General features: G+C 63.8%; 20 protein-coding genes. 3 read left to right on the top strand and 17 right to left on the bottom strand.

The window, feature by feature from the left end:
* Nucleotides 1-54: 54 nt before the first annotated feature.
* Genes N005_RS22945 through N005_RS22920 form a run of 6 tightly spaced genes read right to left on the bottom strand, consistent with a single transcriptional unit; the run spans nt 55 to nt 6,895 of the window.
* On the bottom strand, nt 55-1,692 hold the full coding sequence (locus tag N005_RS22945) for a BatD family protein (RefSeq protein ID WP_047703276.1): 1,638 nt from the start codon (nt 1,690-1,692) through the stop codon (nt 55-57).
* Complete coding sequence (locus N005_RS22940) at nt 1,689-3,422, bottom strand: VWA domain-containing protein (protein WP_047703275.1); 1,734 nt, start codon at nt 3,420-3,422, stop codon at nt 1,689-1,691. Before N005_RS22940 ends, N005_RS22945 begins: the two co-directional genes overlap by 4 nt.
* Nucleotides 3,419-4,498 carry a vWA domain-containing protein gene (locus tag N005_RS22935; RefSeq protein WP_047703274.1) on the bottom strand — a complete coding sequence of 360 codons (1,080 nt, stop codon included), beginning with the start codon at nt 4,496-4,498 and terminating at the stop codon, nt 3,419-3,421. Before N005_RS22935 ends, N005_RS22940 begins: the two co-directional genes overlap by 4 nt.
* Nucleotides 4,491-4,985 carry a DUF4381 domain-containing protein gene (locus N005_RS22930; protein WP_047703273.1) on the bottom strand — a complete coding sequence of 165 codons (495 nt, stop codon included), beginning with the start codon at nt 4,983-4,985 and terminating at the stop codon, nt 4,491-4,493. Before N005_RS22930 ends, N005_RS22935 begins: the two co-directional genes overlap by 8 nt.
* Nucleotides 4,982-5,926, bottom strand: a complete 945-nt coding sequence (locus N005_RS22925) for a DUF58 domain-containing protein (protein WP_047703272.1) — start codon at nt 5,924-5,926, stop codon at nt 4,982-4,984. Before N005_RS22925 ends, N005_RS22930 begins: the two co-directional genes overlap by 4 nt.
* A 9-nt stretch (nt 5,927-5,935) precedes the next feature.
* Entirely contained in the window at nt 5,936-6,895 is a 960-nt protein-coding gene (locus tag N005_RS22920; protein ID WP_047703271.1) for an AAA family ATPase, read from the bottom strand.
* Between the two features lie 533 nt (nt 6,896-7,428).
* Between N005_RS22920 and N005_RS22915 the strand changes: the two genes are divergently transcribed.
* A complete protein-coding gene (locus N005_RS22915; protein ID WP_047703270.1) occupies nt 7,429-7,788 on the top strand; it encodes a DUF6124 family protein in 360 nt (119 codons plus the stop codon).
* A gap of 238 nt (nt 7,789-8,026) precedes the next feature.
* On the opposite strand, the gene N005_RS22910 is transcribed toward N005_RS22915, so the two are convergent.
* From N005_RS22910 to N005_RS22885, 6 genes are all read right to left on the bottom strand, one after another.
* Nucleotides 8,027-9,004 (bottom strand): 2-hydroxyacid dehydrogenase, encoded by a 978-nt coding sequence (locus N005_RS22910; protein WP_047703269.1) that lies wholly within the window; start codon nt 9,002-9,004, stop codon nt 8,027-8,029.
* Nucleotides 9,005-9,019: 15 nt separating this feature from the next.
* Nucleotides 9,020-10,318, bottom strand: a complete 1,299-nt coding sequence (locus tag N005_RS22905; protein WP_047703268.1) for an MFS transporter — start codon at nt 10,316-10,318, stop codon at nt 9,020-9,022.
* A gap of 64 nt (nt 10,319-10,382) precedes the next feature.
* A complete protein-coding gene (locus tag N005_RS22900) occupies nt 10,383-11,378 on the bottom strand; it encodes a sugar kinase (protein ID WP_047703267.1) in 996 nt (331 codons plus the stop codon).
* A complete protein-coding gene (locus N005_RS22895) occupies nt 11,371-12,153 on the bottom strand; it encodes a sugar phosphate isomerase/epimerase family protein (RefSeq protein WP_047703266.1) in 783 nt (260 codons plus the stop codon). Before N005_RS22895 ends, N005_RS22900 begins: the two co-directional genes overlap by 8 nt.
* A 151-nt stretch (nt 12,154-12,304) precedes the next feature.
* Nucleotides 12,305-13,330 (bottom strand): LacI family DNA-binding transcriptional regulator, encoded by a 1,026-nt coding sequence (locus N005_RS22890; RefSeq protein ID WP_047703265.1) that lies wholly within the window; start codon nt 13,328-13,330, stop codon nt 12,305-12,307.
* Between the two features lie 298 nt (nt 13,331-13,628).
* A complete protein-coding gene (locus N005_RS22885) occupies nt 13,629-13,982 on the bottom strand; it encodes a hypothetical protein (RefSeq protein ID WP_047703264.1) in 354 nt (117 codons plus the stop codon).
* Nucleotides 13,983-14,401: 419 nt separating this feature from the next.
* Here N005_RS22885 and N005_RS22880 point away from each other — a divergent pair, with 419 nt between their 5' ends.
* Nucleotides 14,402-19,270 carry an NAD-glutamate dehydrogenase gene (locus N005_RS22880; RefSeq protein WP_047703263.1) on the top strand — a complete coding sequence of 1,623 codons (4,869 nt, stop codon included), beginning with the start codon at nt 14,402-14,404 and terminating at the stop codon, nt 19,268-19,270.
* 188 nt (nt 19,271-19,458) lie between these two features.
* On the opposite strand, the gene N005_RS22875 is transcribed toward N005_RS22880, so the two are convergent.
* The 3 genes from N005_RS22875 to pdxR all read right to left on the bottom strand — a co-directional run bounded on the left by N005_RS22875 (nt 19,459) and on the right by pdxR (nt 22,034).
* Nucleotides 19,459-19,863, bottom strand: coding sequence for a cupin domain-containing protein (locus N005_RS22875; protein ID WP_047703262.1), 405 nt, complete (start codon nt 19,861-19,863; stop codon nt 19,459-19,461).
* A 324-nt stretch (nt 19,864-20,187) separates the two neighbouring features.
* Nucleotides 20,188-20,481 (bottom strand): antibiotic biosynthesis monooxygenase family protein, encoded by a 294-nt coding sequence (locus tag N005_RS22870; RefSeq protein ID WP_041021156.1) that lies wholly within the window; start codon nt 20,479-20,481, stop codon nt 20,188-20,190.
* Nucleotides 20,482-20,600: 119 nt separating this feature from the next.
* A complete protein-coding gene (gene pdxR / locus N005_RS22865) occupies nt 20,601-22,034 on the bottom strand; it encodes a MocR-like pyridoxine biosynthesis transcription factor PdxR (RefSeq protein ID WP_047703261.1) in 1,434 nt (477 codons plus the stop codon).
* 202 nt (nt 22,035-22,236) lie between these two features.
* Here pdxR and N005_RS22860 point away from each other — a divergent pair, with 202 nt between their 5' ends.
* A complete protein-coding gene (locus N005_RS22860; RefSeq protein ID WP_047703260.1) occupies nt 22,237-22,677 on the top strand; it encodes a carboxymuconolactone decarboxylase family protein in 441 nt (146 codons plus the stop codon).
* Nucleotides 22,678-22,801: 124 nt separating this feature from the next.
* Here N005_RS22860 and N005_RS22855 read toward each other — a convergent pair whose 3' ends face one another.
* Both N005_RS22855 and N005_RS22850 read right to left on the bottom strand, forming a co-directional pair.
* The gene (locus N005_RS22855) at nt 22,802-23,173 is read right to left on the bottom strand and encodes a hypothetical protein (RefSeq protein ID WP_052126454.1); all 372 of its coding nucleotides are present in this window, start codon (nt 23,171-23,173) and stop codon (nt 22,802-22,804) included.
* Between the two features lie 420 nt (nt 23,174-23,593).
* On the bottom strand, nt 23,594-24,385 hold the full coding sequence (locus N005_RS22850; protein ID WP_047703259.1) for a transporter substrate-binding domain-containing protein: 792 nt from the start codon (nt 24,383-24,385) through the stop codon (nt 23,594-23,596).
* Nucleotides 24,386-24,442 lie beyond the last annotated feature (57 nt).

Below are 24,442 nucleotides of genomic sequence, written 5' to 3'. Positions count from 1 at the left end.
AGGGCCGCTGCGCGCCCCAGCGGGAGCAAGCTCCCTCGCCACAAGGGCCGGGGATTACTTCGGGTAGAGCGGTGGCAACCCACTGTCAGCCAGCGGGTCCTGGGAGCGTACTGCGGCGGGAATGGCCCGAATGGCACGCCACAGGTCTTCGCCTTGCCAGTGCTGGCCGGTTTCGCTGTAGAGCGCACCGTTGAGGCCATCCAGGGCGTCGGACAGCGGTACGAAGCGTGCCGCCATGTCGGCCAGGGTTTCCGGTTGCTGGCGGGCCCAGGCGTCGAGTGCCTGACGGGTGGCGTGGGGGTCGTTGGCCAGGCAGGTACGCTTGAGGTCGTCCAGCAGGGTGCGGGGGCTCGGTCCGACCTGTGCCGCGCGCAGGATCGCCGGCTGCGAGCGGGCGCGCCACCACAGGCCGAAGCCAAGCAGCGTGGTGCAGGCCAGGAGGAACGAGCTCAATTGCCAGTACCACAGGGTTTCGTTGTCGACGGTGGTCACGATCTGCGGCGTGCCCGTTGGCGTATCCACCATCAGGCTCGGGTTGTTCGCCACTTGCAGGGTTCGCGCCGGGAGGCTGGTGCGGTCCAGATGATTCTCCAGGGTGTTCCACCAGATCACTTCAACCGGCGGCAGCTCGATGGTGCCGCTACGGTTCGGCACCAGCGCCTCGCGGTCTTCACGGCTGCCCACCAACCCGCGCTCGCTGCTGCGGCTGCTCAGCACCGGCTGGTCGGGATAGCGCCTCAGGCCGTTGATTTCCGTGGCCGGCAGGGGGGGCAACTGGGCGCTGGCGAGCCCTTCGGCTTCAAGGGTCAGGCTGCGGGTCAGGGAATCGCCGACCTGGCTGTGGGTCGGTTCCGGGCTCCAGCTCTCGCTCAAGGACAGGCTGCGTGCCGGCAGCCAGGGCACATCGGCCGGGTAGCTGGCCGGCTTGGGATCGACAGTCAGCAGCAGTTGTGTCGAGCTGACGTGCGTCAACTGGCCGGGCTTGGGCCCCGACGGTGCCGCGTCCTGGGCGACTGGCTCGACCAGGGTGGCGCTGAATGTCTGGGCCGGGATCGTCAGTTCGCCGCTGCGCTGCGGATAGATGCCGTAGCGCAGTTCGATCACGCCGTGGCGCACGTCATTGATGACTTTTTCATAGGTGCGGGATTCGCCCAGCTGTTCGGTGCGCGCATCGGGAATGTGCAGGGGCGTGAGGCTGCTGTCGTCGTACAGCGACACCGAATGGTAGATGCGCAGGGTCAGGATCGCCTGGGCCTGTACATACACATGGCTCTGGTCGAGGCTGGCCTCGATGAATATCGGTGCCAGGGCCCCGGCCGCATTGCGGGTTTCGCTCTCGATCACTTGCAGGGTAATCGGCTGGCTGGCCACCTCGCCCAGGTGCACGGCGGGGATGACCACGGTGCCGCTCTGGCGTGGCAGCAGGGTGACGATCCAGCGCGTGGTGGCGCGGTTTTCGCCGTCCAGGGTGGTCAACTGGTTGACCTGGCGGGTGCCGCGCACATCGAACAGTGGCTGCAGCGGGCTCAGGTCAGGCTTGCCGAACAGCGTGGCATCGTTGGATTCCAGGGTCAGTTCCACTGTTTCCCCGGAGTTCAGGCGGCTGCGATCCACGTTGGCCGTCAACTGCGCAGCCTGGGCGGTGCCGATCCAGAACAGCAAGGCAAGGAACTGGGCGGTGAAGCGGATCATTGGGTTTTTCCCTGGGCCTGATGGCTTTGCTGTTCATACCAGAATTTTCGCCTGAGCAATTCCCCCGGATTGTCCGGGATCTGCCGTAGCCATTGCTCCAGCGCCTGGTGCTGTTCTTCTTCGTTGCGCTGGCCGGCGGCGGGGCGCAACGGTGGGGTGGTGGTCTGTTCGTCGGGCAACTCGCTGCCTGGTACGTCCTGGGCGCCCGTCGCAGGCTTTTGGGATGCCTGGTTTTCATCCTGCGCCGTGGTGGCCTCGGCCGGGGTCGATTCGGTCTGCGCAGCTTGGGGCGGCATGCCGGCGTTCGGCGACTGCTCGGCGGGGCCCGGCTCCTCGCTTTCGGCCGGCTTGGGCTCATCCGGCGGCGGTGCCTGTTCCTTCAACAGGCTTTCCACCAGGGCCTTGTTGGTTTGCGCCGGGCGCAGGTCCGGTTGCAATTCCAGGGCCTGTTCATACGCATCCAGCGCGGCCTCCAGTTCACCACTCTTGGCCAACGCGTTGCCCCGATTGTAATGCGCGCGGGCGTCGTTGCCTTCGGCAAAGCGTCGGGCGGCCTCGCCATAGGCGCCGGCTTCGTACAAGGCGACCCCTTGCCATTGGCTGTCCTCGAAGTGCTCGGCGGCCTCGGCCGGGCGTTTCTGCTTGAGCAGGTGCAAGCCCTGTTGGTCGGGGCGCAACCACAGGTCCTCGAATTCAAAGGCATGACCGGTCTGTGGCAAGGCGAACAGCAACGGCAGGCAGAACAACCAGCCTCGGCGCCCGGCACAGGCGGCCAGCAGCAACAGCGGCAGCAGCAACCAATAGCCCTGGTCGGCCCAGGTGTCCAGGCGCAGGGTCTGGCCGTCGCTGCGCAGATGGCGCGGGCCAGATAGCAGGCCCAGGCCTTTCAGGTCGCTGTCGTCCAGGCGTGCCGGGCGATAACGACCGTCCAACTCATTGGCGAAGGATTTGAGGCTCGGGCTGTCCAGGCGCGGCAGCAGAATCGCACCCTGGTCATCCTTGAGGTAGCTGCCGTCGTTCTGCGCCACCGGCGCGCCTTCCCGGGTTCCGATGCCCAGCATCAACAAACGCGTGGCGGAACCTCCAAGCACCTGATGGATGCCTTGGCGTTCCTGCTCGTTCAAGGATGAACCGATCCACAGGATCCGGCCGTGACCCAGCCCGCCCTGATCCAGCAGGGCCATGGCCTTGTTGATCGCCAGGTCGGCGCGATGGCCGCTTTGCGGCATGATCGACGGCGCCAGGGCTTCGAGCAGGTTGGCGCTGGTGGAGAGGTCGTCGGACAGCGGCACCAGGGTATGGGCACTGCCGGCATAGACGATGATCGCCGTCTGCGCATCGCTGCGGCTATGCAGCAGGTCCAGCAGCTTGCGCCGAGCTTGCTCCAGGCGTGTAGGTGGAACGTCGGTGGCGAGCATCTCCGGGGTCAGTTCCAGCACCACTACCAACGGGTCGGCGGGTTTCTGGCTGGTCTGTTCGACCCGCGCCCAGCTTGGCCCCAGCAATGCCAGCACCATCAGCAACCAGCCCAGGCCCAGGGCGATCCAGGGCAGCCGGCTTTCCCGGCCGCTGCCGCCACTGAGCAGCACGGCATGGAACGCCGGGGGCAGGATCATCTGCCAGCGGCCCACGCGTTTCTGCCGATGCCACAGTTGCCAGAGCAACCAGCCCAGCAGGGGCAGCAGCAACACGAACGCGGGGCGCAGCCAGTGCGGCCAGAGAGCGCTCATCGACGCCTCCGCAAACGCAGGCGCTTGAGGCGTTGCCGCCATTCGGCGTGGTGGGCCGGTTGGAACAGCGGTTGGCTGAACAGCCGTTGCAACGGATTGTCCGGCCAGCGTTCCCGGGCCACCAGCAACATGCTCAACAACAGCGCAACGGCCAACGGCCAATGATAGAGCGCCTGGGCGGGGCGGGCCTGGGTCGGTTGCTGGGTCACCGGTTCGAGCTGGTCGAGGGTGGTCTTGATCGCCAGCAATTGCTCGCCGTCCTGGGCGCGAAAGTAGCGGCCGCCCGTGGCCTGGGCGATGTCCTTGAGGGTCGGCTCGTCAAGGTCCAGGCTCGGATTGACGCCGAGAAAACCCGCAGTGCCGCTTTGCTCCGGATCGGCACCGATGCCGATGGGATAAATCTTCACGCCTTCGTCGGCGGCCAGCCGGGCGGCGGTCAGCGGGTCGATCTCGCCACCGTTATTGGCGCCGTCGGTGACCAGGACCAGCACGCGGCTGTGGGCCGGGCGCTGACGCAGGCGCTTGAGGGCCAGGCCGATGGCGTCGCCGATGGCGGTGTTCTTGCCGGCGATGCCGATGCGTGCTTCGTCGAGCCAGCGCCGTACCGTGCGCCGGTCGAACGTCAGCGGCGCCTGCAGATAAGCCTGGCTGCCGAACAGGATCAAGCCGACCCGGTCGCCTTCGCGGCTTTCGAGGAAATCCCCGAGCATGTGCTGGACCAGCGCCAGGCGGCTGACTTCTTCGTCCTTCCACTGCATGTCGGGAAAGTCCATGGAACCCGAGACATCCACCGCCACCAGCAGGTCCCGGCCGCTGGCGGCAATCGGCAGCGGCTCACCCAGCCATTGCGGGCGGGCGGCGGCAATCAGCAACAGCAGCCAGAGCAGGATGAAGGGCGCCTGTTGCCGCCAGCTTGGCAAGTGGGTCCGGGCCCGACGTCCGACGAGGCCTTCCAGGTCCTCCAGGAAACTGACCTTGAGCATCGACTCGCCGCTGTCGGCCGCCGGCAGCACCAGGCGCATCAGCCAGGGCAGCGGCAACAAGGCAAAGATCCACGGCCAGGCGAACTCAAACATGCTTGCGAATCCAGATTTCAACGGCTTGGGTCAGGCCGGCGATGGCCTTGTCATCCAGCTTGCATTCGGGTTTGTAGGCACCTTCGACCAGCACCATCCAGCGGGTCAGGCCGGCCGCCGGGCAACGGTTATCCAGGAAGGCCAGCCACTTTCGCCCGTTGAGGGTGTGGCTCTGGCTGTAGGGATAGTGGTTGCGGCACAGGCGCTTGAGTAGTCCGTTGAGTTGCTGCAGCCAGGCACCCGCCGGCGCGCCGTCATAGGGTTTGGGCAGCAGCGCCAGTTCGGCCAGGGCGGCCAGGCGCACCGGGTCCAGGGGCTGCTCGGCGCGGGCGGCGGTGCGCTTGGCGGGAAGGAACCGGCGCAGGTGCCACATGCTCAGGCCCAAGAGCGGCAACAGCACCAGCAGCAGCCACCAGCCGGGCGCGGGGGGCCAGAAACCGACGGGAGGAGGCGCTATCAGTGGCTGCAACTGATCGAGACTGCTCATCGGCTTTTCCCCGTGCGGCCGGGATTCAGGTAATCGCGCAATTGTTCGACCATGTCGCCCTGGGTGCTGAGGGGCAGCATCAGGATCCGCAGCTTCTGCGCAAGCCATTCCCAGCGCGCCTGGCGTGCCTCGGCCTGGGCCCGATAGGCCTGGCGCAGTTCGACGTTCAACGTGTCGAGCTCCAACTGCGCGCCGCGCTGGGAGAAACGCAGCAACCCGGCAGCGGGGAGGGCGTGGTCCAGTGGGTCCGACAGCGGCAGCAGCAACAGGTCGCAATGCCGGGACAGCAGGCTCAGTTGCTGCTCGGCGCTGTCGGACAATGCACGCTCGTCGCAGATGACGATGACCAGGCTGCCGGGGCGCAGCACCTCGCGGGCCCGGCGCAGGGCAACGCCGAACGAATCGCGGTCCGGCTCGCTTTCGGTGTGCAGCGACTGGTTGACCCGCACCAGGCGATTGAGCAGTTGCAACAGACTCTGCTTGCTACGCCGTGGCTTGACCTCGTAATGGCTGTTGTTGCCGAACACCAGCCCGCCCACACGGTCGTTATGCCCCAACGCCGCCCAGCCGATGAGGCTGGCGGCCTGGGCGGCAAGCACCGACTTGAACACCTGCCCCGAGCCGAAGAACAGGCGATGGCTCTGCTCGATCATGATGAAGATCGGCCGTTCCCGCTCTTCGTGAAACAGCTTGGTGTGGGGTTCCTGGGTCCGGGCGGTGACGCGCCAGTCGATGGTGCGCACATCGTCGCCGGCCTGGTAGACCCGCACCTGGTCGAAGTCCACCCCGCGCCCGCGCAGCTTGGAGTGGTGCAGGCCGATCAGCGGGCTGCGCTGGCCCGGCGTCGAGAACAATTGCACTTCGCGCACGCGATGGCGCATCTCGATCAGCTCCGAAAGGCTGACGCGGATGCCCGGTGTGGGCGCCAGTGGATTATTCATGACGCATGCTCAAGCGACAGCGACGACGTCGAGGATCCGCTGCACGACCCGATCCTGATCGATGCCCGCGGCTTCCGCTTCGAACGACAGGATGATGCGATGGCGCAGCACGTCGAACAGCACGGCTTGGATGTCCTCCGGGCTGACGAAGTCCCTTCCGGCGAGCCAGGCGTGGGCGCGGGCACAGCGGTCCAGGGCAATCGAACCCCGCGGGCTGGCGCCGTAGCCAATCCATTCGGCCAGCTCCGGGTCGAACTTGGCCGGGGTGCGGGTCGCCATGACCAGTTGTACCAGGTACTCCTCCACGGCGTCGGCCATGTACAAACCGAGGATTTCCTTGCGGGCCGAGAAGATCGCCTGCTGGCTCACCCGCCGCTCCGGCGTGGCTTCGCCGTGCAGCGCTTCGCCCCGGGCCTGCTGCAGGATGCGGCGTTCCACCGCGGCATCCGGGAAGCCGATCTTGACGTGCATCAGGAACCGGTCGAGCTGGGCTTCGGGCAGCGGATAGGTGCCTTCCTGCTCGATCGGGTTCTGTGTGGCCATGACCAGGAACAGCGGCGACAGCTCATAGGTGCTGCGCCCGACGCTGACCTGCCGCTCGGCCATTGCTTCGAGCAAGGCCGACTGGACCTTGGCCGGGGCACGGTTGATTTCGTCCGCCAGCACCAGGTTGTGGAAGATCGGGCCCTGCTGGAACACGAAGCTGCCGGTTTCCGGACGGTAGATTTCCGTGCCGGTGATATCGGCGGGCAGCAGGTCGGGGGTGAACTGGATGCGGTGGAACTGCGCTTCGACGCCTTCGGCCAACTCCTTGATGGCCTTGGTCTTGGCCAGGCCCGGCGCGCCCTCCACCAACATGTGGCCATCGGCGAGCAGGGCGATGAGCAGGCGCTCGATGAGTTTTTCCTGGCCGAGGATCTGCGTTGAAAGAAAGGTTCGCAGCGCAAGCAGCGCTTCACGATGTTCCATCGGTGACGGTTCCTGGAAAGGGTGGCCCAGGGCATTCGGATAATGCCGGGGCTGGGGGCGTTACTTTAATGCATGGCGGGGGGTGGCGACTAACGGGATTTTGATCGGGTGTTCACAATTGTGATCGGTTTGGAAACAGGGGAGGAAGAGCTGGGTCCCGCTTGAGCTGCAAAGCACGCACAAAATGGGGGGATGTTTATCCGGGCGTAGGAGGGCCCTGGAACAGGCTACCTCATCTTGCGCCATTGCCCACAACTGCGCCAGAATCCGCCGGCTTGTGCGCCTGGGAAGCAAGTCCTATCGTTTCCGGGTCGCTGGTGAATCAGCGATCGGGTTTGGTAGCCCGGCTTTTGACTTGTCGCACAGTCCCCTGTAACAGAGGCCTTTCGGTATCTGTTTTATGGCGGTCATGCGCAGGGCGTCTTCGGACGCGCCGGTTCTCCAAGTCACCGGTCTACCAACCCGCGTATGGCCGCCACCTTCGTTTGGTAGCGAGGTTGATGGTCTCCTTTTTCTGATTTGGAGATTCATTTATGTTCAAAGTAACCCCGAATCCACCGAATACCGGTCCTGCTTCACCGCGCAAAGAAACCAAGTCGCAAAAACACAACGAGGTCACCGACCGCGTCCTCGATCATTACCTAAACCCCAAACCGGAAAAAACCGAAGCGGATCCTGCCTCCGGCCAACTCTTCATCGTCAACCAGAACATCGACACCGAAAGCCTGCTCGCCAATCTCAGCGAAACCCTGGCTTCAGCCAACGTCATGGTCAACGACCTGGCGTTCGACCTGGAGGGTTCACGCCGGCATTTCCTCCTGGGCATCCAACAGCTGATCGAACTGGGTACCCTGTTGGCAAACCGCGCACTCGACAACGTCGAGACGCGTTAGTCGCTATAGCCCCCGTGGCGAGGGAGCTTGCTCCCGCTCGGCTGCGCAGCAGTCGCAGGCCGGCTGGCGGAGTGTTCTTGGGAAGCCGCGCCGGCTGATTTTGGGGCTGCTTCGCAGCCCAGCGGGAGCAAGCTCCCTCGCCACATGGAGCCAACGACAGCCTCAGATATTGGGCACACCGCAAGTCCTGTGGGAGCGAGCTTGCTCGCGATGACAACGATGCTGGCAAAAGAACAACTCAGCCTTTCCACGCCCCCGAATTCACCAGATTCATCGGCCGCTCACCCGCCAATGCCGCCAACAGGTTGTCCACTGCGCAGCGCGCCATGGCCTCTCGGGTCTCGTGGGTGGCCGAGCCCATATGCGGGGTAGCCACCACGTTGTCCATGTGCAGCAACGGCGAGTCCGGGTTCAAGGGTTCGCGCTCGAACACGTCCAGCCCCGCGCCACGGATCTGGCCGTTGCGCAGGGCGTCGATCAGTGCCGCTTCGTCCACCACCTTGCCCCGGGAGATGTTGATGAACAGGGTCTCGGGACGCATCTGCGCAAACGCTCGTGCATCGATCAGGCCTTGGGTCTCGGCCGTCAATGGCAGGGTCAGGCAGACGAAGTCGGCTTCGCGCAACAATGTTTCCAGCGAGCAGTAGCGTGCGTTGAACCGCTGTTCGACGGCAGGCTTGGGCGAGTGGCTGTGGTAGAGCACCGGCATGCCGAAGCCGAAGTGGCCGCGCTGTGCCAAGGCCTCGCCGATGCGGCCCATGCCGATGATGCCCAGGGTCTTGCCGTGGACGTCGGTGCCGAAGTGCCGGGGGCCGATGCTTTGTTGCCAGCCGCCTGCACGAACCAGGTTGGCCAGCTCCACCACGCGGCGGGCGGTCGCCAGGATCAGCGCGAACCCGGTGTCGGCTGTGGTCTCGGTCAGCACGTCCGGGGTGTTGCTCAGCAGGATCCGGCGTTCGGTCAGGTAGTCGATGTCGTAGTTGTCGACTCCCACCGAGACGCTGGCGATGGCTTGCAGGTTCGGCGCCAGGTCCAGTAGCGAAGCGTCCAGCTTGAGGCTCGCGCCCAAGAGGCCATGGGCGCTGGGCAGGGCGGCGCGCAGTTGCGCCAGGCCCTGGGCGTCCAGGCGTTCAATAAGGGTGACGTCGGCCTGCGCTTGCAAACGAGCCATCAGTGGCGCCGACAGCGCCTTGTACAACACCACGTGCTTTTTCATGAGCGGGGTCTCGATTCAGGAATGGGCGGGCGCCGGGTGTGGCGTCGCGGAATGAGGGTTGGCGCGGTCGCTGGCGCCGGGCTTGAGGGCGAGGGTCAGCACCACCGACAGCAGCAAGGCGCCACTCATCAGCAGGAAGGACATGCCCGGGGAGCCGGTGGAACCATTGAGGTAGCCCACCAGGTACGAACCACCGAAGGAGCCCAGCGCGCCCATGCTGTTGATCAACGCCATGGCACCGCCGGCGACGTTGGCCGGCAGGATTTCCGGAACGATGGCAAAAAATGGTCCATAGGGCGCGTACATGCAGGCGCCGGCGATCACCAGCAGGCTGTAGGACCACCAGAAGTGCTCAGGTCCCAGCAGGTACGAGGCATAGAACGCGATGGACGCCACCAGCAGCGGCGGCCAGACGAAGCGCTTGCGCTTCTGTGCCTTGTCCGAGGCCCAGGACACGCCGAGCATGGCAACGACGGCCGCCAGGTACGGCAACGAGGAAAGCCAGCCAGCCTCGACCATGCTCATTTGCAGGCCGGCCTTGAGGATGGACGGCAGCCACAGCACGAACCCGTAGACGCCGATGCTCCAGCAGAAGAACTGCAACGCCAGGATGATGACCTTGGGCGAGCGGAAGGCCTCGGCGTAGTTCTTCACTGCCTTGATGCCGACCTGTTCGGCCGCCAGTGCGCTTTCCAGGTCCTGTTTTTCCTGGGCACTGAGCCACTTGGCCTGGGACGGACGATCGTCCGCCAGGCGCCACCAGATGAAGGCCCAGAGTACTGCCGGCAGGCCTTCGATGATGAACATCCAGCGCCAGTCGAATTGCTGCACCAGGTAACCCGACACCACCGACATCCACAGCATGGTCACCGGGTTGCCGAGGATCAGGAAGGTATTGGCGCGCGAGCGTTCGGCCCGGGTGAACCAGTGGCACAGGTACACCAGCATGGCCGGCATCACGGCGGCTTCGACCACACCGAGCATGAAGCGGATCACGATCAGCCAGTAGGCGTTGGACACCACGCCGGTCAACGTCGCCAGCGAGCCCCAGAGGATCAGGCTGACGAAGATCAGCTTCTTCACGCTGTGTTTCTGCGCGTAGATCGCCCCCGGCACCTGGAAGAAAAAGTAGCCGAGGAAAAACAGCGCGCCGAGCAATGACGACAGTCCCGGGGTGATCATCAGGTCCTTGGCCATGCCCGAGGCCGCGGCGAATCCATAATTGGCCCGGTCCAGATAGGCCAGGCTATAGGTGATGAACACGATGGGCATGATGTACCACCAGCGGCGGGTGGCGAGGTTGAGCGTTTGCATGTCGTTGACTCCTGAGCTTGTTGTTTTTGTCGCAGCAGGTGTATTTGCGGTGTGCTTCAGGCCTTTATCGCGAGCAGGCTCGCTCCCACAGATTTAACGAGAGAGCTTGCTCGCGATTGGCGTCGTTGAATTCAGCCAGGAACTCGGCCCGGGTCGGCAATCCCTCCATGTCCCCACGGTTCTGCACCGCGCGACTGCCAATCCAATTGGCGCGCTGCACGGCTTCGGTGATTTCCCGGCCTTCCAGCAGTGCACTGATCAGGCCGACGGCAAACCCGTCGCCGGCGCCTACCGTGTCCACCACCCGGGCCACCGGCACGCCAGCCACGAAGCCCTGGTCCTGCGGCGTGCGGTAGTAGGCGCCTTGGGCGCCGAGCTTGATCACCACGGCGTTGGCGCCCTGGTCCAGGTAGAACGCGGCGATGTCAGTCGGGTCGTCGAAGCCGGTCAGCAACCGGCCTTCTTCGAGCCCGGGCAAGACCCAGTGGGCGAGGGCGGCGAGGCGATTGACTTCGCGGATCATCGACGACTCGCTGGACCACAGGCTGGGTCGCAGGTTGGGGTCGAAGGACAGGCTGCGGCCGGCCTCGCGCATGCGGGTCATCAATTCAAAGGACATCTCCCGTGCCGTCGCCGACAGCGCCGGCACGATACCGGTGGCGTGCAGGTGCCGGGCGCCCAGCAGCGCCGGGGCGATGGCGTCGATCGACAGGTGGCTGGCCGCCGATCCGCGACGGAAATACTCCACCTGCGGGTCGCTGCCATCGTCGCTACGGGATTTGAACTGAAACCCGGTGGGGTGCGCTGGGTCGACCGCCACATGGCGACAATCCAGGCCTTCCCGTTCCAGCGTCTGCACGACAAAGCGTCCCAGGGAATCGGCGCCGACCCGGCTCAACCACGCCACATTGAAGCCCAGCCGCGCCAGGCCGATGGCGACGTTGCTGTCGGCCCCGGCGATACGTTTGCTGAAATGGTGGATGCTGGCCAGGTCGCCGCAATGGTCGGCCACCAGCATCGCCATGGTTTCGCCGAACGACAAGACATCGAATTCAGACATGAGCAGGCTCCCGGCGGGCTTGCCCGAGGCCGGCAAGGGCGGTGACGTGTGCAGCGGTCAACTGCAGCAGGTCATCGCCCTGCAGTGGGTACTCGGCGGCGCGCATCACGCCGGCGGGCATCTGCTTGAACAGTTGTTCCCATAGATGCAGATCGGTCAACGCCGGCGGCACCGCAATCAACTTGCCGTCGTCACGCCGGGCCACAGCCTTGCAATGCACATACCGCACATGGCGTCCGAGTTCGCGGGCCGCCATGGCCGCCGATTGGTCCTGCCATTGCCAGTTGCCAATGTCGAAGGTCATGCCGATGGGCAATCCTTGGCGCTCGGTGGCGGCGAAGAAACGTTGGAAGGGCTCGATCCGGCCGCCCTGCGTCGTCTGGTCGTTCTCAACCAGCAACTGCACCGGGCTGGCGGCGAGGATCTCCGCCAGGCTGGTCAGGTCGTGGGCGTCGGTGAAATGCCCGAGCGAGACTTTCAGCCATTTCGAGCCGAACGCTTCGGCACGCTGCAAGGCCGGCGACAGCGCGGGGTTGGGTTGGGCGCGGTCGGCAAGCCACAGCTCGAGGGGCGACGAAAAAATACTCTGCAGGCCTTCGGCCAGGGCATTGGCGGCCAGCTCGGCGGGCTGTTCGTCGGTGAGCAGTTCTTCACGCCATTCGATACGCGAGGCGCCGGCGGCGGCCAATAGCGTGGTGAAACGGCCTTGGCCCTGCTGTCGCACCAGGTCGGCGCCGTAGCTGGACAGGCTGATGGAAACGGGTGGTTTAGTCATTGTTCTACACCTCTGAAACCGGTTTCAGTTTTGTTCAAAAAAAGGTTCTGCTTGCGGGCCCCATCGCGAGCAGGCTCGCTCCCACAGGGAATCGCCGATATGGCACAGGTCCCGTGTGGGAGCGAGCCTGCTCGCGATAGGGCCGCCCCGATCACTCGGAAATCCCAAGCGTCGACCCGCGCTCAATCAACCGCGCCGCAAAATCCAGGGTTTGCACCGGCCCGTTGTCGCCGCGCAGGCGCTTGAGCAGGCATTCGAAGGCACGGGCGCCGATCTCGGCGGTCGGTTGGGCCAGGGCGGTGATGCCGCTGCCCACCAACGGGTACCAGTCCAGGTCGTCGAGGGCGATCAGGCCCACGTCGTTGAATAGGTGGCAGCCCAATTCGCGCAACACTTGGGTGGCGGACAAGGCGGCAATGCCGTTGGCGCAGAACAGCGCCTTGGGGCCAGGACCCGGCTGGGCGAGAAAGGTCTTGATCCGGGACGTCAGTTGATCGTGGATTTCCACCACGGCACCGGCCAGGGCCGGGCGCCGTTCGATCTCCGACTTGAAGCTGTCGACCCGCTCGATCCGGGAGCTGGTGCCGTCGAACGGTTCGGTCACCAGCAGCAGGTCACGGTAGCCGCGCTGTTCGAGATGATCGAGCGCCATCTTCACTGCCGCCGGATTGTCCAGGCCCACCAGGTCGCTTTCGAGTCGATCGACCTTGCGGTCCACCAGCACCAGGGGCATCTCGCTGCGCAGTTCAAGCAGTTCGTCCCGGTGATGACCGAGGGTGTTCACGATCAGCCCTTCGATGTTGTAGGCACGCAACAAGGCCAGGTGCTGGCGTTCCTGTTCGTCGTCGCGGTCGGTGTTGCACACCACCAGGCTGTAGCCGTGGCGGCGGCAGGCGGTTTCCACGCCGTGCATCACGGCAATTGAATAGGGATTGCGGATATCGGCCACCAGCATGCCGATCAGGCGGGTACGGCCGCGCTTGAGGCCGCGGGCCATCTGGTTGGGGCGATAGCCCAGCTCGTTGATCGCCTGCTCGATGCGCCGGGCGATGGCCTCGGAGAGCAGGGCGCGGTCCTCGCCGATGAACCGCGAGACGCTGGCCTTGGAAACACCGGCGCGTTCGGCGACGTCAAGCATGGTCACGCGGCTGCGCTGGGCGGCGGAGAAAGAATTCACGGTTGAAACCTGCCTGTTGGATTTATTAGCGGCTCTGAAACCGGTTTCAGGAAACCTCAGAACCCGGTGAGTCGTCAAGGGCGTTGTGCGGGAGGGGCGACCGACGGTGGGCGACGATCAAGGGCCCAAGTGGCTGGGCTGACGCTATCGCGAGCAGGCTCGCTCCCACAGTGGGGTCGAGGTGTTCCCGGGAATAGTGGCTCCCACAGGGTTGTGAGGTGTCATCGGAAATAGCGGTCGCCACTAATCCCTTGTGGGAGCGAGCCTGCTCGCGATAGCGGCCGCGCAGACGCTGAAATCAATTCTGCCTGACGTAGGTCCCTACACCCCTGAGGATGTTCTGCAACGTCAGTTCCACCTCCGCCAGATCCGCTTCATCGGTGTCATGGCTGATTTCCAGCACATCGTCGCCATTGAGCGCATCGGCATCCGCCGCGGCGATTTCGATTTTCAGCACGGCCGGGCTGAGGGTGACTTTCACGCCGTCCAGGGTCGACGGCTCGCCATCGAGGGCGATTTCCAGTTCGTCTTCATCGGGGTAGCGGGTCATCAGGAACATTTCGCCCTGCAGGCTGTGGCAGCACAGCATGGCCATGTTGTCTTCTTCGTCGTCGCACGGGTTGGCGATCAGAAGGGCGGTGGTCATTTGCATCGGGACGGCTCCTGGCTCGATGAGCCTTGCGGGTGCGAAGAAGCGGATTTTGCCAGCCTGGGGGATTTACTGCGACCACATGCTTGATCCGTGCGCGATTTCACATCGTGGGGTGCCGATTGCTGCCCAGGCTGCTAGGGTTGTTCGATGCATACGCTAGCCGATGACCGAATATGTCGCAGCGCTGCAAGCAGGGGCCTTGTCGCACTCGTTAAGCTGCGCAACGGATGCGCACTTGCATGGGCGTTTCCTGCAGATGCCCATGATATGGAAATGGAATGTGACCTGCGGGTCTTGTCCAGCTTCACCCACCTGTCGTCCTGTTTCCTCTGCCCGAGAATCAGGAACAGGATGGCCGGCAGCCCGAAAGGGGCTGCATGACGCTTCCATCAATAACAAGCCCAAGCGGAGTACCACAGATGGCGTTCTTCACCGCAGCCAGCAAAGCCGACTTCCAGCATCAACTGCAAGCGGTACTGGCGCAGCACATCAGTGAACAGGCACTGCCACAAGTGGCGCTGTTTGCTGAACAATTCTTCGGCATCATTTCCCTCGATGAACTTACCCAGCGCCGGTTGTCCGACCTCGCCGGCTGCACCCTGTCCGCCTGGCGCCTGCTTGAGCGCTTCGACCACGCGCAATCGCAGGTTCGCGTCTACAACCCCGATTACGAACGCCACGGCTGGCAGTCGACCCACACCGCCGTGGAAGTGTTGCACCACGACCTGCCGTTCCTGGTGGACTCGGTCCGCACCGAGCTGAACCGCCGCGGCTACAGCATCCATACCCTGCAGACCACCGTGCTGAGCGTGCGTCGTGGCAGCAAGGGCGAGTTGCTGGAAATCCTGCCGAAGGGCACCCAGGGCGAGGGCGTGCTGCAAGAGTCGCTGATGTACCTGGAAATCGACCGCTGCGCCAACGCCGCCGAACTCAACGTCCTGAGCAAGGAACTCGAGCAGGTGCTGGGCGAAGTGCGCGTGGCCGTGGCCGACTTCGAACCGATGAAGGACAAGGTCCAGGAGATCCTCACCAGCCTGGACAACAGCGCCTACGCCATCGATGCCGACGAAAAAAGCGAGATCAAGACCTTCCTGGAATGGCTGGTGGGCAACCACTTCACCTTCCTGGGCTATGAAGAGTTCGTGGTCCGTGACGATGCCGATGGCGGCCATATCGAGTATGACCCCGAGTCGTTCCTCGGCCTGACCAAGCTGCTGCGCGCCGGCCTGACCGCCGATGACCTGCGCATCGAGGACTACGCCGTCAACTACCTGCGTGAACCGACGCCGCTGTCGTTCGCCAAGGCTGCACATCCGAGCCGTGTACACCGTCCGGCTTATCCGGATTATGTGTCGATCCGTGAAATCGACGCAGACGGCAAGGTCATCAAGGAATGCCGCTTCATGGGCCTGTACACCTCCTCGGTGTACGGCGAGAGCGTACGCGTTATCCCGTACATCCGCCGCAAGGTCGCCGAGATCGAACGTCGTTCGGGCTTCCAGGCCAAGGCGCACCTGGGCAAGGAACTGGCCCAGGTGGTCGAAGTGCTGCCTCGTGACGATCTGTTCCAGACCCCGGTGGACGAACTGTTCAGCACCGTGATGTCCATCGTGCAGATCCAGGAACGCAACAAGATCCGCGTGTTCCTGCGCAAAGACCCGTACGGTCGTTTCTGCTACTGCCTGGCCTACGTGCCGCGCGACATCTACTCCACCGAAGTGCGCCAGAAGATCCAGCAAGTGCTGATGGATCGCCTGAAGGCCTCGGACTGCGAATTCTGGACGTTCTTCTCCGAATCGGTACTGGCCCGCGTGCAGTTGATCCTGCGGGTGGACCCGAAGAACCGCATCGACATCGACCCGCTGCTGCTGGAAAAAGAAGTGGTACAGGCCTGCCGCAGCTGGCAGGACGACTACGCCAGCCTGGTCATCGAGAGCTTCGGCGAAGCCCAGGGCACCAACGTGCTCGCCGACTACCCGAAAGGCTTCCCGGCCGGCTACCGCGAGCGCTTCGCCGCGCATTCGGCGGTGGTCGACATGCAGCACCTGCTGAGCCTGAATGAAAAAAATCCGCTGGTCATGAGCTTCTACCAGCCGCTGGGCCAGGTCTCCGGCCAGCGTGAGCTGCACTGCAAGCTGTATCACGCCGACACGCCGCTGGCGCTGTCCGATGTGCTGCCGATCCTGGAAAACCTCGGCCTGCGCGTGCTGGGTGAGTTCCCGTACCGCCTGCGCCACACCAACGGCCGCGAGTTCTGGATCCACGACTTCGCCTTCACCGCCGCCGAAGGGGTGAACCTCGACATCCAGCAGCTCAACGACACCTTGCAGGACGCCTTCGTCCACATCGTCAGCGGCGATGCCGAGAACGACGCGTTCAACCGCCTGGTGCTGACCGCCGGCCTGCCGTGGCGCGACGTGGCGCTGCTGCGTGCCTACGCCCGCTATCTCAAGCAGATCCGCCTGGGCTTCGACCTGGGCTACATCGCCAGCACCCTGAACAACCACACCGACATCGCTCGCGAGCTGACCCGGTTGTTCAAGACCCGCTTCTACCTGGCCCGCAAGCTCTCCGGCGAGGACCTGGAAGACAAGCAACTGCGTTTGGAGCAGGCGATCCTCACGGCACTGGACGACGTCCAGGTGCTCAACGAAGACCGCATCCTGCGTCGCTACCTGGACCTGATCAAGGCCACCCTGCGGACCAACTTCTACCAGACCGACGCCCACGGCCAGAACAAGTCCTACTTCAGCTTCAAGTTCAACCCGCACCTGATCCCGGAACTGCCGAAGCCGGTGCCCAAGTTCGAGATCTTCGTCTACTCGCCACGGGTCGAAGGCGTGCACCTGCGCTTCGGCAACGTTGCCCGTGGCGGCCTGCGCTGGTCCGACCGTGAAGAAGACTACCGCACCGAAGTCCTAGGGCTGGTAAAAGCCCAGCAAGTGAAGAACTCGGTGATCGTGCCGGTCGGCGCCAAGGGCGGCTTCCTCCCGCGTCGCCTGCCACTGGGCGGCAGCCGGGACGAGATCGCGGCCGAGGGCATCGCCTGCTACCGCATCTTCATCTCCGGCCTGCTGGACATCACCGACAACCTCAAGGACGGCGCCCTGGTGCCGCCGGCCAACGTCGTACGGCATGACGACGATGACCCGTACCTGGTAGTGGCTGCCGACAAGGGCACCGCGACCTTCTCCGACATCGCCAACGGCATTGCCATCGACTACGGCTTCTGGCTGGGCGACGCCTTCGCCTCCGGCGGCTCGGCCGGCTATGACCACAAGAAAATGGGCATCACCGCCAAGGGCGCGTGGGTCGGCGTGCAGCGCCACTTCCGCGAGCGCGGCATCAACGTCCAGGAAGACAGCATCACCGTGGTCGGCGTCGGCGACATGGCGGGCGACGTGTTCGGTAACGGTTTGTTGATGTCCGACAAGCTGCAACTGGTGGCGGCGTTCAACCACCTGCACATCTTCATCGACCCGAACCCGGAACCGGCCAGCAGCTTCGCCGAGCGCAAGCGTCTGTTCGACCTGCCGCGTTCGGCCTGGACCGACTACGACACCAGCATCATGTCCGAAGGCGGCGGCATCTTCTCGCGCAGCGCGAAAAGCATCGCCATCACCCCGCAGATGCAGGCACGTTTCGACATCAAGGCCGACAAGCTGACCCCGACGGAACTGCTGAATGCCTTGCTTAAGGCACCGGTGGACCTGCTTTGGAACGGCGGTATCGGCACCTACGTCAAGGCCAGCACCGAAAGCCACGCCGATGTCGGCGACAAGGCCAACGATGCGCTGCGCGTGAACGGTAACGAACTGCGCTGCAAGGTGGTGGGCGAGGGCGGCAACCTGGGCATGACCCAGTTGGGCCGTGTCGAGTTCGGCCTGCATGGCGGCGCCACCAACACCGACTTCATCGACAATGCGGGCGGTGTGGACTGCTCCGACCATGAAGTGAACATCAAGATCCTGCTCAACGAAGTGGTGCAGGCCGGCGACATGACCGACAAGCAACGTAACCAGTTGCTGGCGAGCATGACCGACGAAGTCGGTGGCCTGGTGTTGGGCAACAACTACAAGCAAACCCAGGCCCTGTCCCTGGCGGCCCGTCGCGCATTCGTGCGGATCGCCGAATACAAGCGCCTGATGAACGATCTGGAGGCCCGTGGCAAGCTGGACCGCGCCATCGAGTTCCTGCCGACCGAAGACCAACTGGCCGAACGTGTCGCGGCAGGCCATGGCCTGACCCGTGCCGAACTGTCGGTGCTGATCTCCTACAGCAAGATCGACCTCAAGGAAGCGTTGCTCAATTCGCTGGTACCGGACGACGACTACCTGACCCGCGACATGGAAACCGCGTTCCCGCCGACGCTGGTGAGCAAGTTCTCCGAGGCCATGCGTCGCCACCGCCTGAAGCGCGAGATCGTCAGCACCCAGATCGCCAACGACCTGGTCAACCACATGGGCATCACCTTCGTCCAACGGCTCAAGGAGTCCACGGGCATGAGCCCGGCGAACGTGGCTGGCGCATATGTGATCGTGCGGGACATCTTCCATCTTCCACACTGGTTCCGTCAGATCGAAGCCCTGGACCACCAGGTGTCGGCCGACGTGCAACTGGAGCTGATGGATGAGCTGATGCGCCTGGGCCGTCGTGCGACCCGCTGGTTCCTGCGCAGCCGCCGTAACGAGCAGAACGCTGCCCGCGACGTGGCTCACTTCGGTCCGCACCTGGCGGCGTTGGGCCTCAAGCTCGACGAATTGCTGGAAGGCCCGACCCGCGAAGGCTGGCAGACCCGCTACCAGGCCTACGTGGCCGCCGGTGTGCCGGAACTGCTGGCGCGCATGGTTGCCGGCACCACGCACCTGTACACCTTGCTGCCGATCATCGAGGCGTCCGACGTCACCGGCCAGGACGCCGCCGATGTGGCCAAGGCCTACTTCGCCGTGGGCAGCGCGCTGGACATCACCTGGTACCTGCAGCAGATCAGTGCCTTGCCGGTGGAAAACAACTGGCAAGCCCTGGCCCGCGAAGCGTTCCGCGATGACGTCGACTGGCAGCAACGGGCGATCACCATCTCGGTCCTGCAACAGGGCGACGGCACCCAGGACGTGGAGACCCGCCTGGCGCTGTGGCTGGAGCAGCAGCAGGACATGGTCGAGCGCTGGCGTGCCATGCTGGTGGACATCCGTGCCGCCAGCGCCACCGACTACGCCATGTACGCGGTTGCCAACCGCGAACTGCTGGACTTGGCGTTGGCAGGTCAGGCGGTCGTGACGGCCAACTGATCCGGCGTTGAATGAAAAAGCCCCGCATTGAGAGATGCGGGGCTTTTTTGTGGGCGCCGGTCCATGCCAGGCACCGATTTCCCTTGTGGGAGCGAGCCTGCTCGCGATGGCGGCGGGTCAATCGACGATGATGTTGGCTGTGTTTCCGCTATCGCGAGCAGGCTCGCTCCCACAAGGGGATTGCGGTGTTATTTCTTCAGCGGAATCAACACCGCTTCCTTCTCACCCATCACCATGAACACCAGCAGCTTCGCCGGCTCGGTCGCGCTGGCGTTTTTCGAGACCAGGTGCTCGGATCCCGCTGCTTCGTACCAGAACTCCCCGGCCTTGTAGGTGATCGCCGGTTCGCCTTTGACCTGGGAGGTGATGGCGCCTTCGAGCACGTAGGCCATGGCCGTGCCCTCGTGTTTGTGGGCGATGGACGACTGGCCTGGGGCGTAGTCGACGGTCAGCATCATGGCTTTCTTGCCCGGCAGGTTTTTCAGCATCTTTTCCTGCAACACCTGGACCTTCTCCGAAGGTGCGGTTTCGTGGGCGTAGACCTGGGCGATGGGCAGCAGGCTGAGGGCGGCGATCAGGGAGAGAGTTTTCATGGCAATGGCCTTCGTGGGTTTTGAGTGGATCCGCACTGTTGCGGCGATGGATCCACCCTATGCCCGATGATGGGGCAAGCAAACGTCCAATCTTTCGGAAGGGCGGTAGACCAATTGGCCTATTACGGATTTGCAACTGACTGGACCATAACCCTGTGGCGAGGGGATTTATCGAAACGTCGCACCGCCCCGCTCGAGTGCGCAGCACTCGCCAGATAGGCGCCGTCACGAATATCTTGGGGCCGCTGCGCAGCCCGGCGGGGCGGTGCGACGTTTCGCTAAATCCCCTCGCCACATGGGGTCCGGCTCGGGAGCGTGGGCCGTTCAAACAATCGGAAAACTATTGAAATCCACGCTTCGGGCCAGGCGGTTGTCGATCAGGCCGATGAAGCCCTGCACTTCGGGGCAGTTGAAGTGAGCCTGCATGGCCGCTTCCGATTGCCAGCGGGCGCTGACGGTCCAGCGGTCGCCGTCCACCGGACAGCGGTCGACCATGTAGGCGTCGCAGCCGGGCTGGGTGCGCAGGGTTTCGACGATTTGCTGCAACTGTCGGCCCAGTTCTTCCGAGCGACCGGCGGCGGCTTGCACCTGGACGGTATTGATCACTTGGCGAGACATTGTTCAGGCTCCTGAATCAAGTCGGACGGATGTTCACAATCAACGACGCCCATGCAGGATAGGCCTGCATGGGCGAACCTCAAACAGCCAATCGGCGGATAAGCGGGCAGTCCAATCGTTCAGGCGACCTGCTGCAGGATGTCCCGCAAGCGATCCAGGGCGATGTCGATGTCCAGGACTTCGATGGCACCAAAACCGAAGAACAGGCCCGGTCGTGGCGGCTCTTCGTTGAAGAAACCTTCAAGGCTGTACAGCCCGACCTCGACTTTTTTCGCCAGCTCGATCACCAGTGGCAGATCGATGGGTACTTTGCACAATACCGCCAGGTGGAAACCGGCGGTGGTGGGCACGGCTTCGAACCAGGGCGACAGGTCCCCGGACATACGCGCCAGGATTCGCTCGCGACGTCCGGCATACAAGGCGTGGCAGCGACGGATGTGTTTGAGCAGGCAGCCTTCGGCGATGAACTTGGCCAGCGCCCATTGGGGCAGGGTGGAGGTGTGCTGATCGGTGAGGCGCTTGGCCAGGATCACCGCTTCGAGAATCGCCGGCGGCAGGATGGCGTAGCCGAGCCGCAACTCCGGTAGCAGGGTCTTGGAGAATGTCCCGACGTACGCCACGATGCCCCGTTCGTCCATGCTCTGCAGCGAGTCGGCGGGCCGGCCCTCGTAGCGGAATTCGCTGTCGTAATCGTCTTCGATGATGATCGCGCCAAGCTCATAGGCTCGCGCCAGCAGGGCCTCGCGCCGGGCCTGGCTCAGGGGCATGCCCAGGGGGAATTGGTGGGACGGCGTGACATAGATCAGCCGCGTGCCGTCCGGGATCAGGTCCACCCGCATGCCCTGGTCATCCACCGGCACTCCGGCCACCGTGGCGCCGTGGGAGCCGAACAGCAGTCGCGCCGGTGGATAGCCAGGGTCCTCCATTGCCACCAGGCTGCCGGGCCGGGTCAATACCCGTGAGATCAGGTCCAGGGCCTGTTGCGCACCGTTGCACACCACCACGTCATCGTCCTGGCAGTTGACCCCTCGGGAAAATGCGATGTGCCGGGCTATGGCATTGCGCAGTGCCGGCAGGCCCCCGGGCTGACTGTAGAAACCCTTGGCATTGGCGATCTGGCGCAGGGCGTGGGCGGTGCAGCGACGCCAATCGTCCAGGGGGAACTGCCCCTTGCCGGTGGCGCCGCCGATGAAGTCGTAACGCAATGCGCTTTCGGGCGTCGGATGACGCAGCAGGTCCGGCATGCTGCGCCAGGCCTCGACGACGTCGGCCCCGGCCAGCTCCCGGTGGTTTTGCTTGCGCACGATCCTGGCCGGCCGCGCATTGACGTAGGTGCCTTTGCCGATGATGCCGGTCAGGAAATTCTCGTAGGTCAACTGGGCGTAGGTGTCGGAAACGGTCTTACGCGAAACGCCCAATTGTTCAGCCAGCAGGCGACTGGGTGGCAGCTGTGTGCCCGCTGCCAGGCGACCGCTTTCGATGGCGCTGCGCAACTGTTGGTACAACTGGCTTGTCAGGTCCTTGCGGCCGTTGATGACGACATGAAGTTCCATACCCGCGGGCTCCTGGACTATCGCCTGATGGCAGCGTCAAAGCTGCAAGATTACCTGCATTGTGCATTCGGATAGAAGTTGCGTAGAGAAAATCTGGCAGATTGGCCTGGCGCGCAGTGGCCCGGTTTTTTTCGAGCAATTGGACCTGTCGCTGATGGCCTTCAGGTTCTACCGTGCAGGTATTCCTGTCACGGAGCCCGACATGAGCCAGCGTCTGGATTACTACAGTGCCTCCCCTGGGGCGATGAAAGCGATGATTGGCCTGGAAGCGCTGACCAGCCGTCTGAGTATCGAACCGGCGCTGCTGCACCTGATCAAGATCCGCGCCTCGCAACTCAATGGCTGTGCCTTCTGCACGGACATGCATTCGGTGGATGCACGACGCCTGGGTGAGACCGAGCGGCGCCTGTACGCGGTAGCCGTCTGGCGTGACAGCGGCTTCTTTACTGACCGCGAGCGTGCTGCCCTGGCTTGGACCGAGGCGGTGACGCTGTTGGCCCAGAGCCAGGTGCCGGACGATGTCTATGCCCAGGCCCGTGCCTGTTTCAGCGAGGAGGAACTGGTGGACCTGACAATGGCGATCAGCACCATCAACAGCTGGAACCGGTTGGCGGTGAGTTTTCGCCAGCGTCCCGGTGATTGAATCTGTGAGTGGGACGTTGCCTGGTCGGCCGCTTCGCGAGCAGGGATGGCGGTGGATGCAGGATAATGTCGGGGCCGCAGCACACGGCGGGGCCCCGGAGAGGTCGAGCCAGGTTCGGCACGATCTAGGCGACGGCTGCGGCGTTGCGCTCACGCAGCTCCTGCAGACGATCGGCCCCGCCTTCGGCGACACGATTCTCAAGCAAACGATCGGAGCCGTCTTCAGCGACACGATTTTCCATCAGGCGATCGGAGCCACCTTCGGCTACGCGATTCTGGATCAGGCGATCGGAGCCGCCTTCGGCCACGCGATTCTGGATCAGGCGATCGGAGCCACCTTCGGCCACGCGGTTCTGGATCAGGCGATCAGACCCACCTTCGGCCAACTGATGCGCCGGCGCGCTGCTGTCTGTTGCCGAAGCGATATTCGACAGGCCGAAGCCGCCAACCAGTGCCAGTGCGATTACCAGGGACGAAGCTTTTGGGAAATTGAACATGGTGGTTCTCCTTGCGTTTGATTGAGTGGACCGTGCAGCGGGTGTGTCGCTGCTATCCGGTGTGCACAGTTAAACGCCCGGGTGTATCGCTGGTGTGTGCCTGAAAACCTCGAAATCGGCGGTTTCGTATCAAACTGCCGTTCATATACAGACCGATACAAACTTCCATGCCGCCATCGCGAGCAAGCTCGCTCCCACAGGGTTCGGCGGCGTGCTCGGATGTGTGAGCGAGCACTATTCAGGGTGGGAGCGAGCCTGCTCGCGATGACGGTGGGTCAGCTTGCATTGATGTTGAATGTGCCGCCATCGCGAGCAAGCTCGCTCCCACAGGGTCCGGCGGCGTGCTCGGATGTGTGCTCGAGCACTATTCAGGGCGGGAGCGAGCCTGCTCGCGATGGCGGTGGGTCGGCCTGCACTGCGTCACTGGGCCTCGGGAACCGCCAGCCATTGCGCGATGATTTTCTGGTAGCTGCCGTTCGCCTTGCTCAGGTGCAACCACTGGTCAACGTACATTTTCCAGGTGGTGTCGTCCCGAGGCAGCAAGTAAGCCTTCTCGCCGTACTGCAGGTAGTGGGTCGGATTCACGGCGCACAGGCCAGGCTTGAGTTTCTGCTGGTAGAGCGCTTCCGAGGCGTCGGTGATCATCACGTCGGCTTTCTTGTCCAGCAGCTCCTGGAAGATGGTCACGTTGTCGTGAAAGCTCAGCTGGCCCTTGGGCACGAAGGCGCGGACGAAGGCTTCGTTGGTGCCGCCGGCCGGTTCCACCAGGCGTACCGAAGGCTGGTTGATCTGCTCCAGGGTCTGGTAGCGCGACTGGTCTTCGCAACGGACCAACGGGATCTTGCCATCCACGTCCAGGGTGTTGCTGAAGTAGGCTTTCTTCTGGCGCTCGAGGGTCACCGAGATTCCGCCCATGCCGATGTCGCATTTGCCCTCGGTCATATCCGGCATCAGGGTTTTCCAGGTGGTCTGTACCCATTGCACCTTGACGCCCAGGCTTGCGGCCAGGGAGCGCGCCATGTCGGTGTCGATGCCTTCGTATTCACCACCTTCTTTTTTGTAGGTGTAGGGCTTGTAGTCGCCGGTGGTACACACCTTCAACTCACCACGCTGCAGGACCTGGTCAAGGTGCGAAGGCGCCGGTTCGGCCTGGGCGCCGCAGGACAGTGCCAGCAGGCCACAGAAGGTCATTGTGCTTGTTATATTTTTCATCGGGGCACACGTCTCGCGAGGGAAGGGGACAGGACGGGGCAGTGTAGTAAAAGTGTT

This window comes from Pseudomonas mediterranea CFBP 5447, from assembly GCF_000774145.1.
Lineage (GTDB): Bacteria > Pseudomonadota > Gammaproteobacteria > Pseudomonadales > Pseudomonadaceae > Aquipseudomonas > Aquipseudomonas mediterranea.
The sequence above is the reverse complement of the archived record's forward strand: the minus strand, read 5'-3'. Positions and strand labels throughout refer to the sequence as shown.

Bases quoted from the DNA above. Each gene is read 5' to 3' on its own strand.
- N005_RS22945 (WP_047703276.1), bottom strand. From the start codon at position 1,692: ATGATCCGCTTCACCGCCCAGTTCCTTGCCTTGCTGTTCTGGATCGGC.
- N005_RS22940 (WP_047703275.1), bottom strand. From the start codon at position 3,422: ATGAGCGCTCTCTGGCCGCACTGGCTGCGCCCCGCGTTCGTGTTGCTG.
- N005_RS22935 (WP_047703274.1), bottom strand. From the start codon at position 4,498: ATGTTTGAGTTCGCCTGGCCGTGGATCTTTGCCTTGTTGCCGCTGCCC.
- N005_RS22930 (WP_047703273.1), bottom strand. From the start codon at position 4,985: ATGAGCAGTCTCGATCAGTTGCAGCCACTGATAGCGCCTCCTCCCGTC.
- N005_RS22925 (WP_047703272.1), bottom strand. From the start codon at position 5,926: ATGAATAATCCACTGGCGCCCACACCGGGCATCCGCGTCAGCCTTTCG.
- N005_RS22920 (WP_047703271.1), bottom strand. From the start codon at position 6,895: ATGGAACATCGTGAAGCGCTGCTTGCGCTGCGAACCTTTCTTTCAACG.
- N005_RS22915 (WP_047703270.1), top strand. From the start codon at position 7,429: ATGTTCAAAGTAACCCCGAATCCACCGAATACCGGTCCTGCTTCACCG.
- N005_RS22910 (WP_047703269.1), bottom strand. From the start codon at position 9,004: ATGAAAAAGCACGTGGTGTTGTACAAGGCGCTGTCGGCGCCACTGATG.
- N005_RS22905 (WP_047703268.1), bottom strand. From the start codon at position 10,318: ATGCAAACGCTCAACCTCGCCACCCGCCGCTGGTGGTACATCATGCCC.
- N005_RS22900 (WP_047703267.1), bottom strand. From the start codon at position 11,378: ATGTCTGAATTCGATGTCTTGTCGTTCGGCGAAACCATGGCGATGCTG.
- N005_RS22895 (WP_047703266.1), bottom strand. From the start codon at position 12,153: ATGACTAAACCACCCGTTTCCATCAGCCTGTCCAGCTACGGCGCCGAC.
- N005_RS22885 (WP_047703264.1), bottom strand. From the start codon at position 13,982: ATGCAAATGACCACCGCCCTTCTGATCGCCAACCCGTGCGACGACGAA.
- N005_RS22880 (WP_047703263.1), top strand. From the start codon at position 14,402: ATGGCGTTCTTCACCGCAGCCAGCAAAGCCGACTTCCAGCATCAACTG.
- N005_RS22875 (WP_047703262.1), bottom strand. From the start codon at position 19,863: ATGAAAACTCTCTCCCTGATCGCCGCCCTCAGCCTGCTGCCCATCGCC.
- N005_RS22870 (WP_041021156.1), bottom strand. From the start codon at position 20,481: ATGTCTCGCCAAGTGATCAATACCGTCCAGGTGCAAGCCGCCGCCGGT.
- pdxR (WP_047703261.1), bottom strand. From the start codon at position 22,034: ATGGAACTTCATGTCGTCATCAACGGCCGCAAGGACCTGACAAGCCAG.
- N005_RS22860 (WP_047703260.1), top strand. From the start codon at position 22,237: ATGAGCCAGCGTCTGGATTACTACAGTGCCTCCCCTGGGGCGATGAAA.
- N005_RS22855 (WP_052126454.1), bottom strand. From the start codon at position 23,173: ATGTTCAATTTCCCAAAAGCTTCGTCCCTGGTAATCGCACTGGCACTG.
- N005_RS22850 (WP_047703259.1), bottom strand. From the start codon at position 24,385: ATGAAAAATATAACAAGCACAATGACCTTCTGTGGCCTGCTGGCACTG.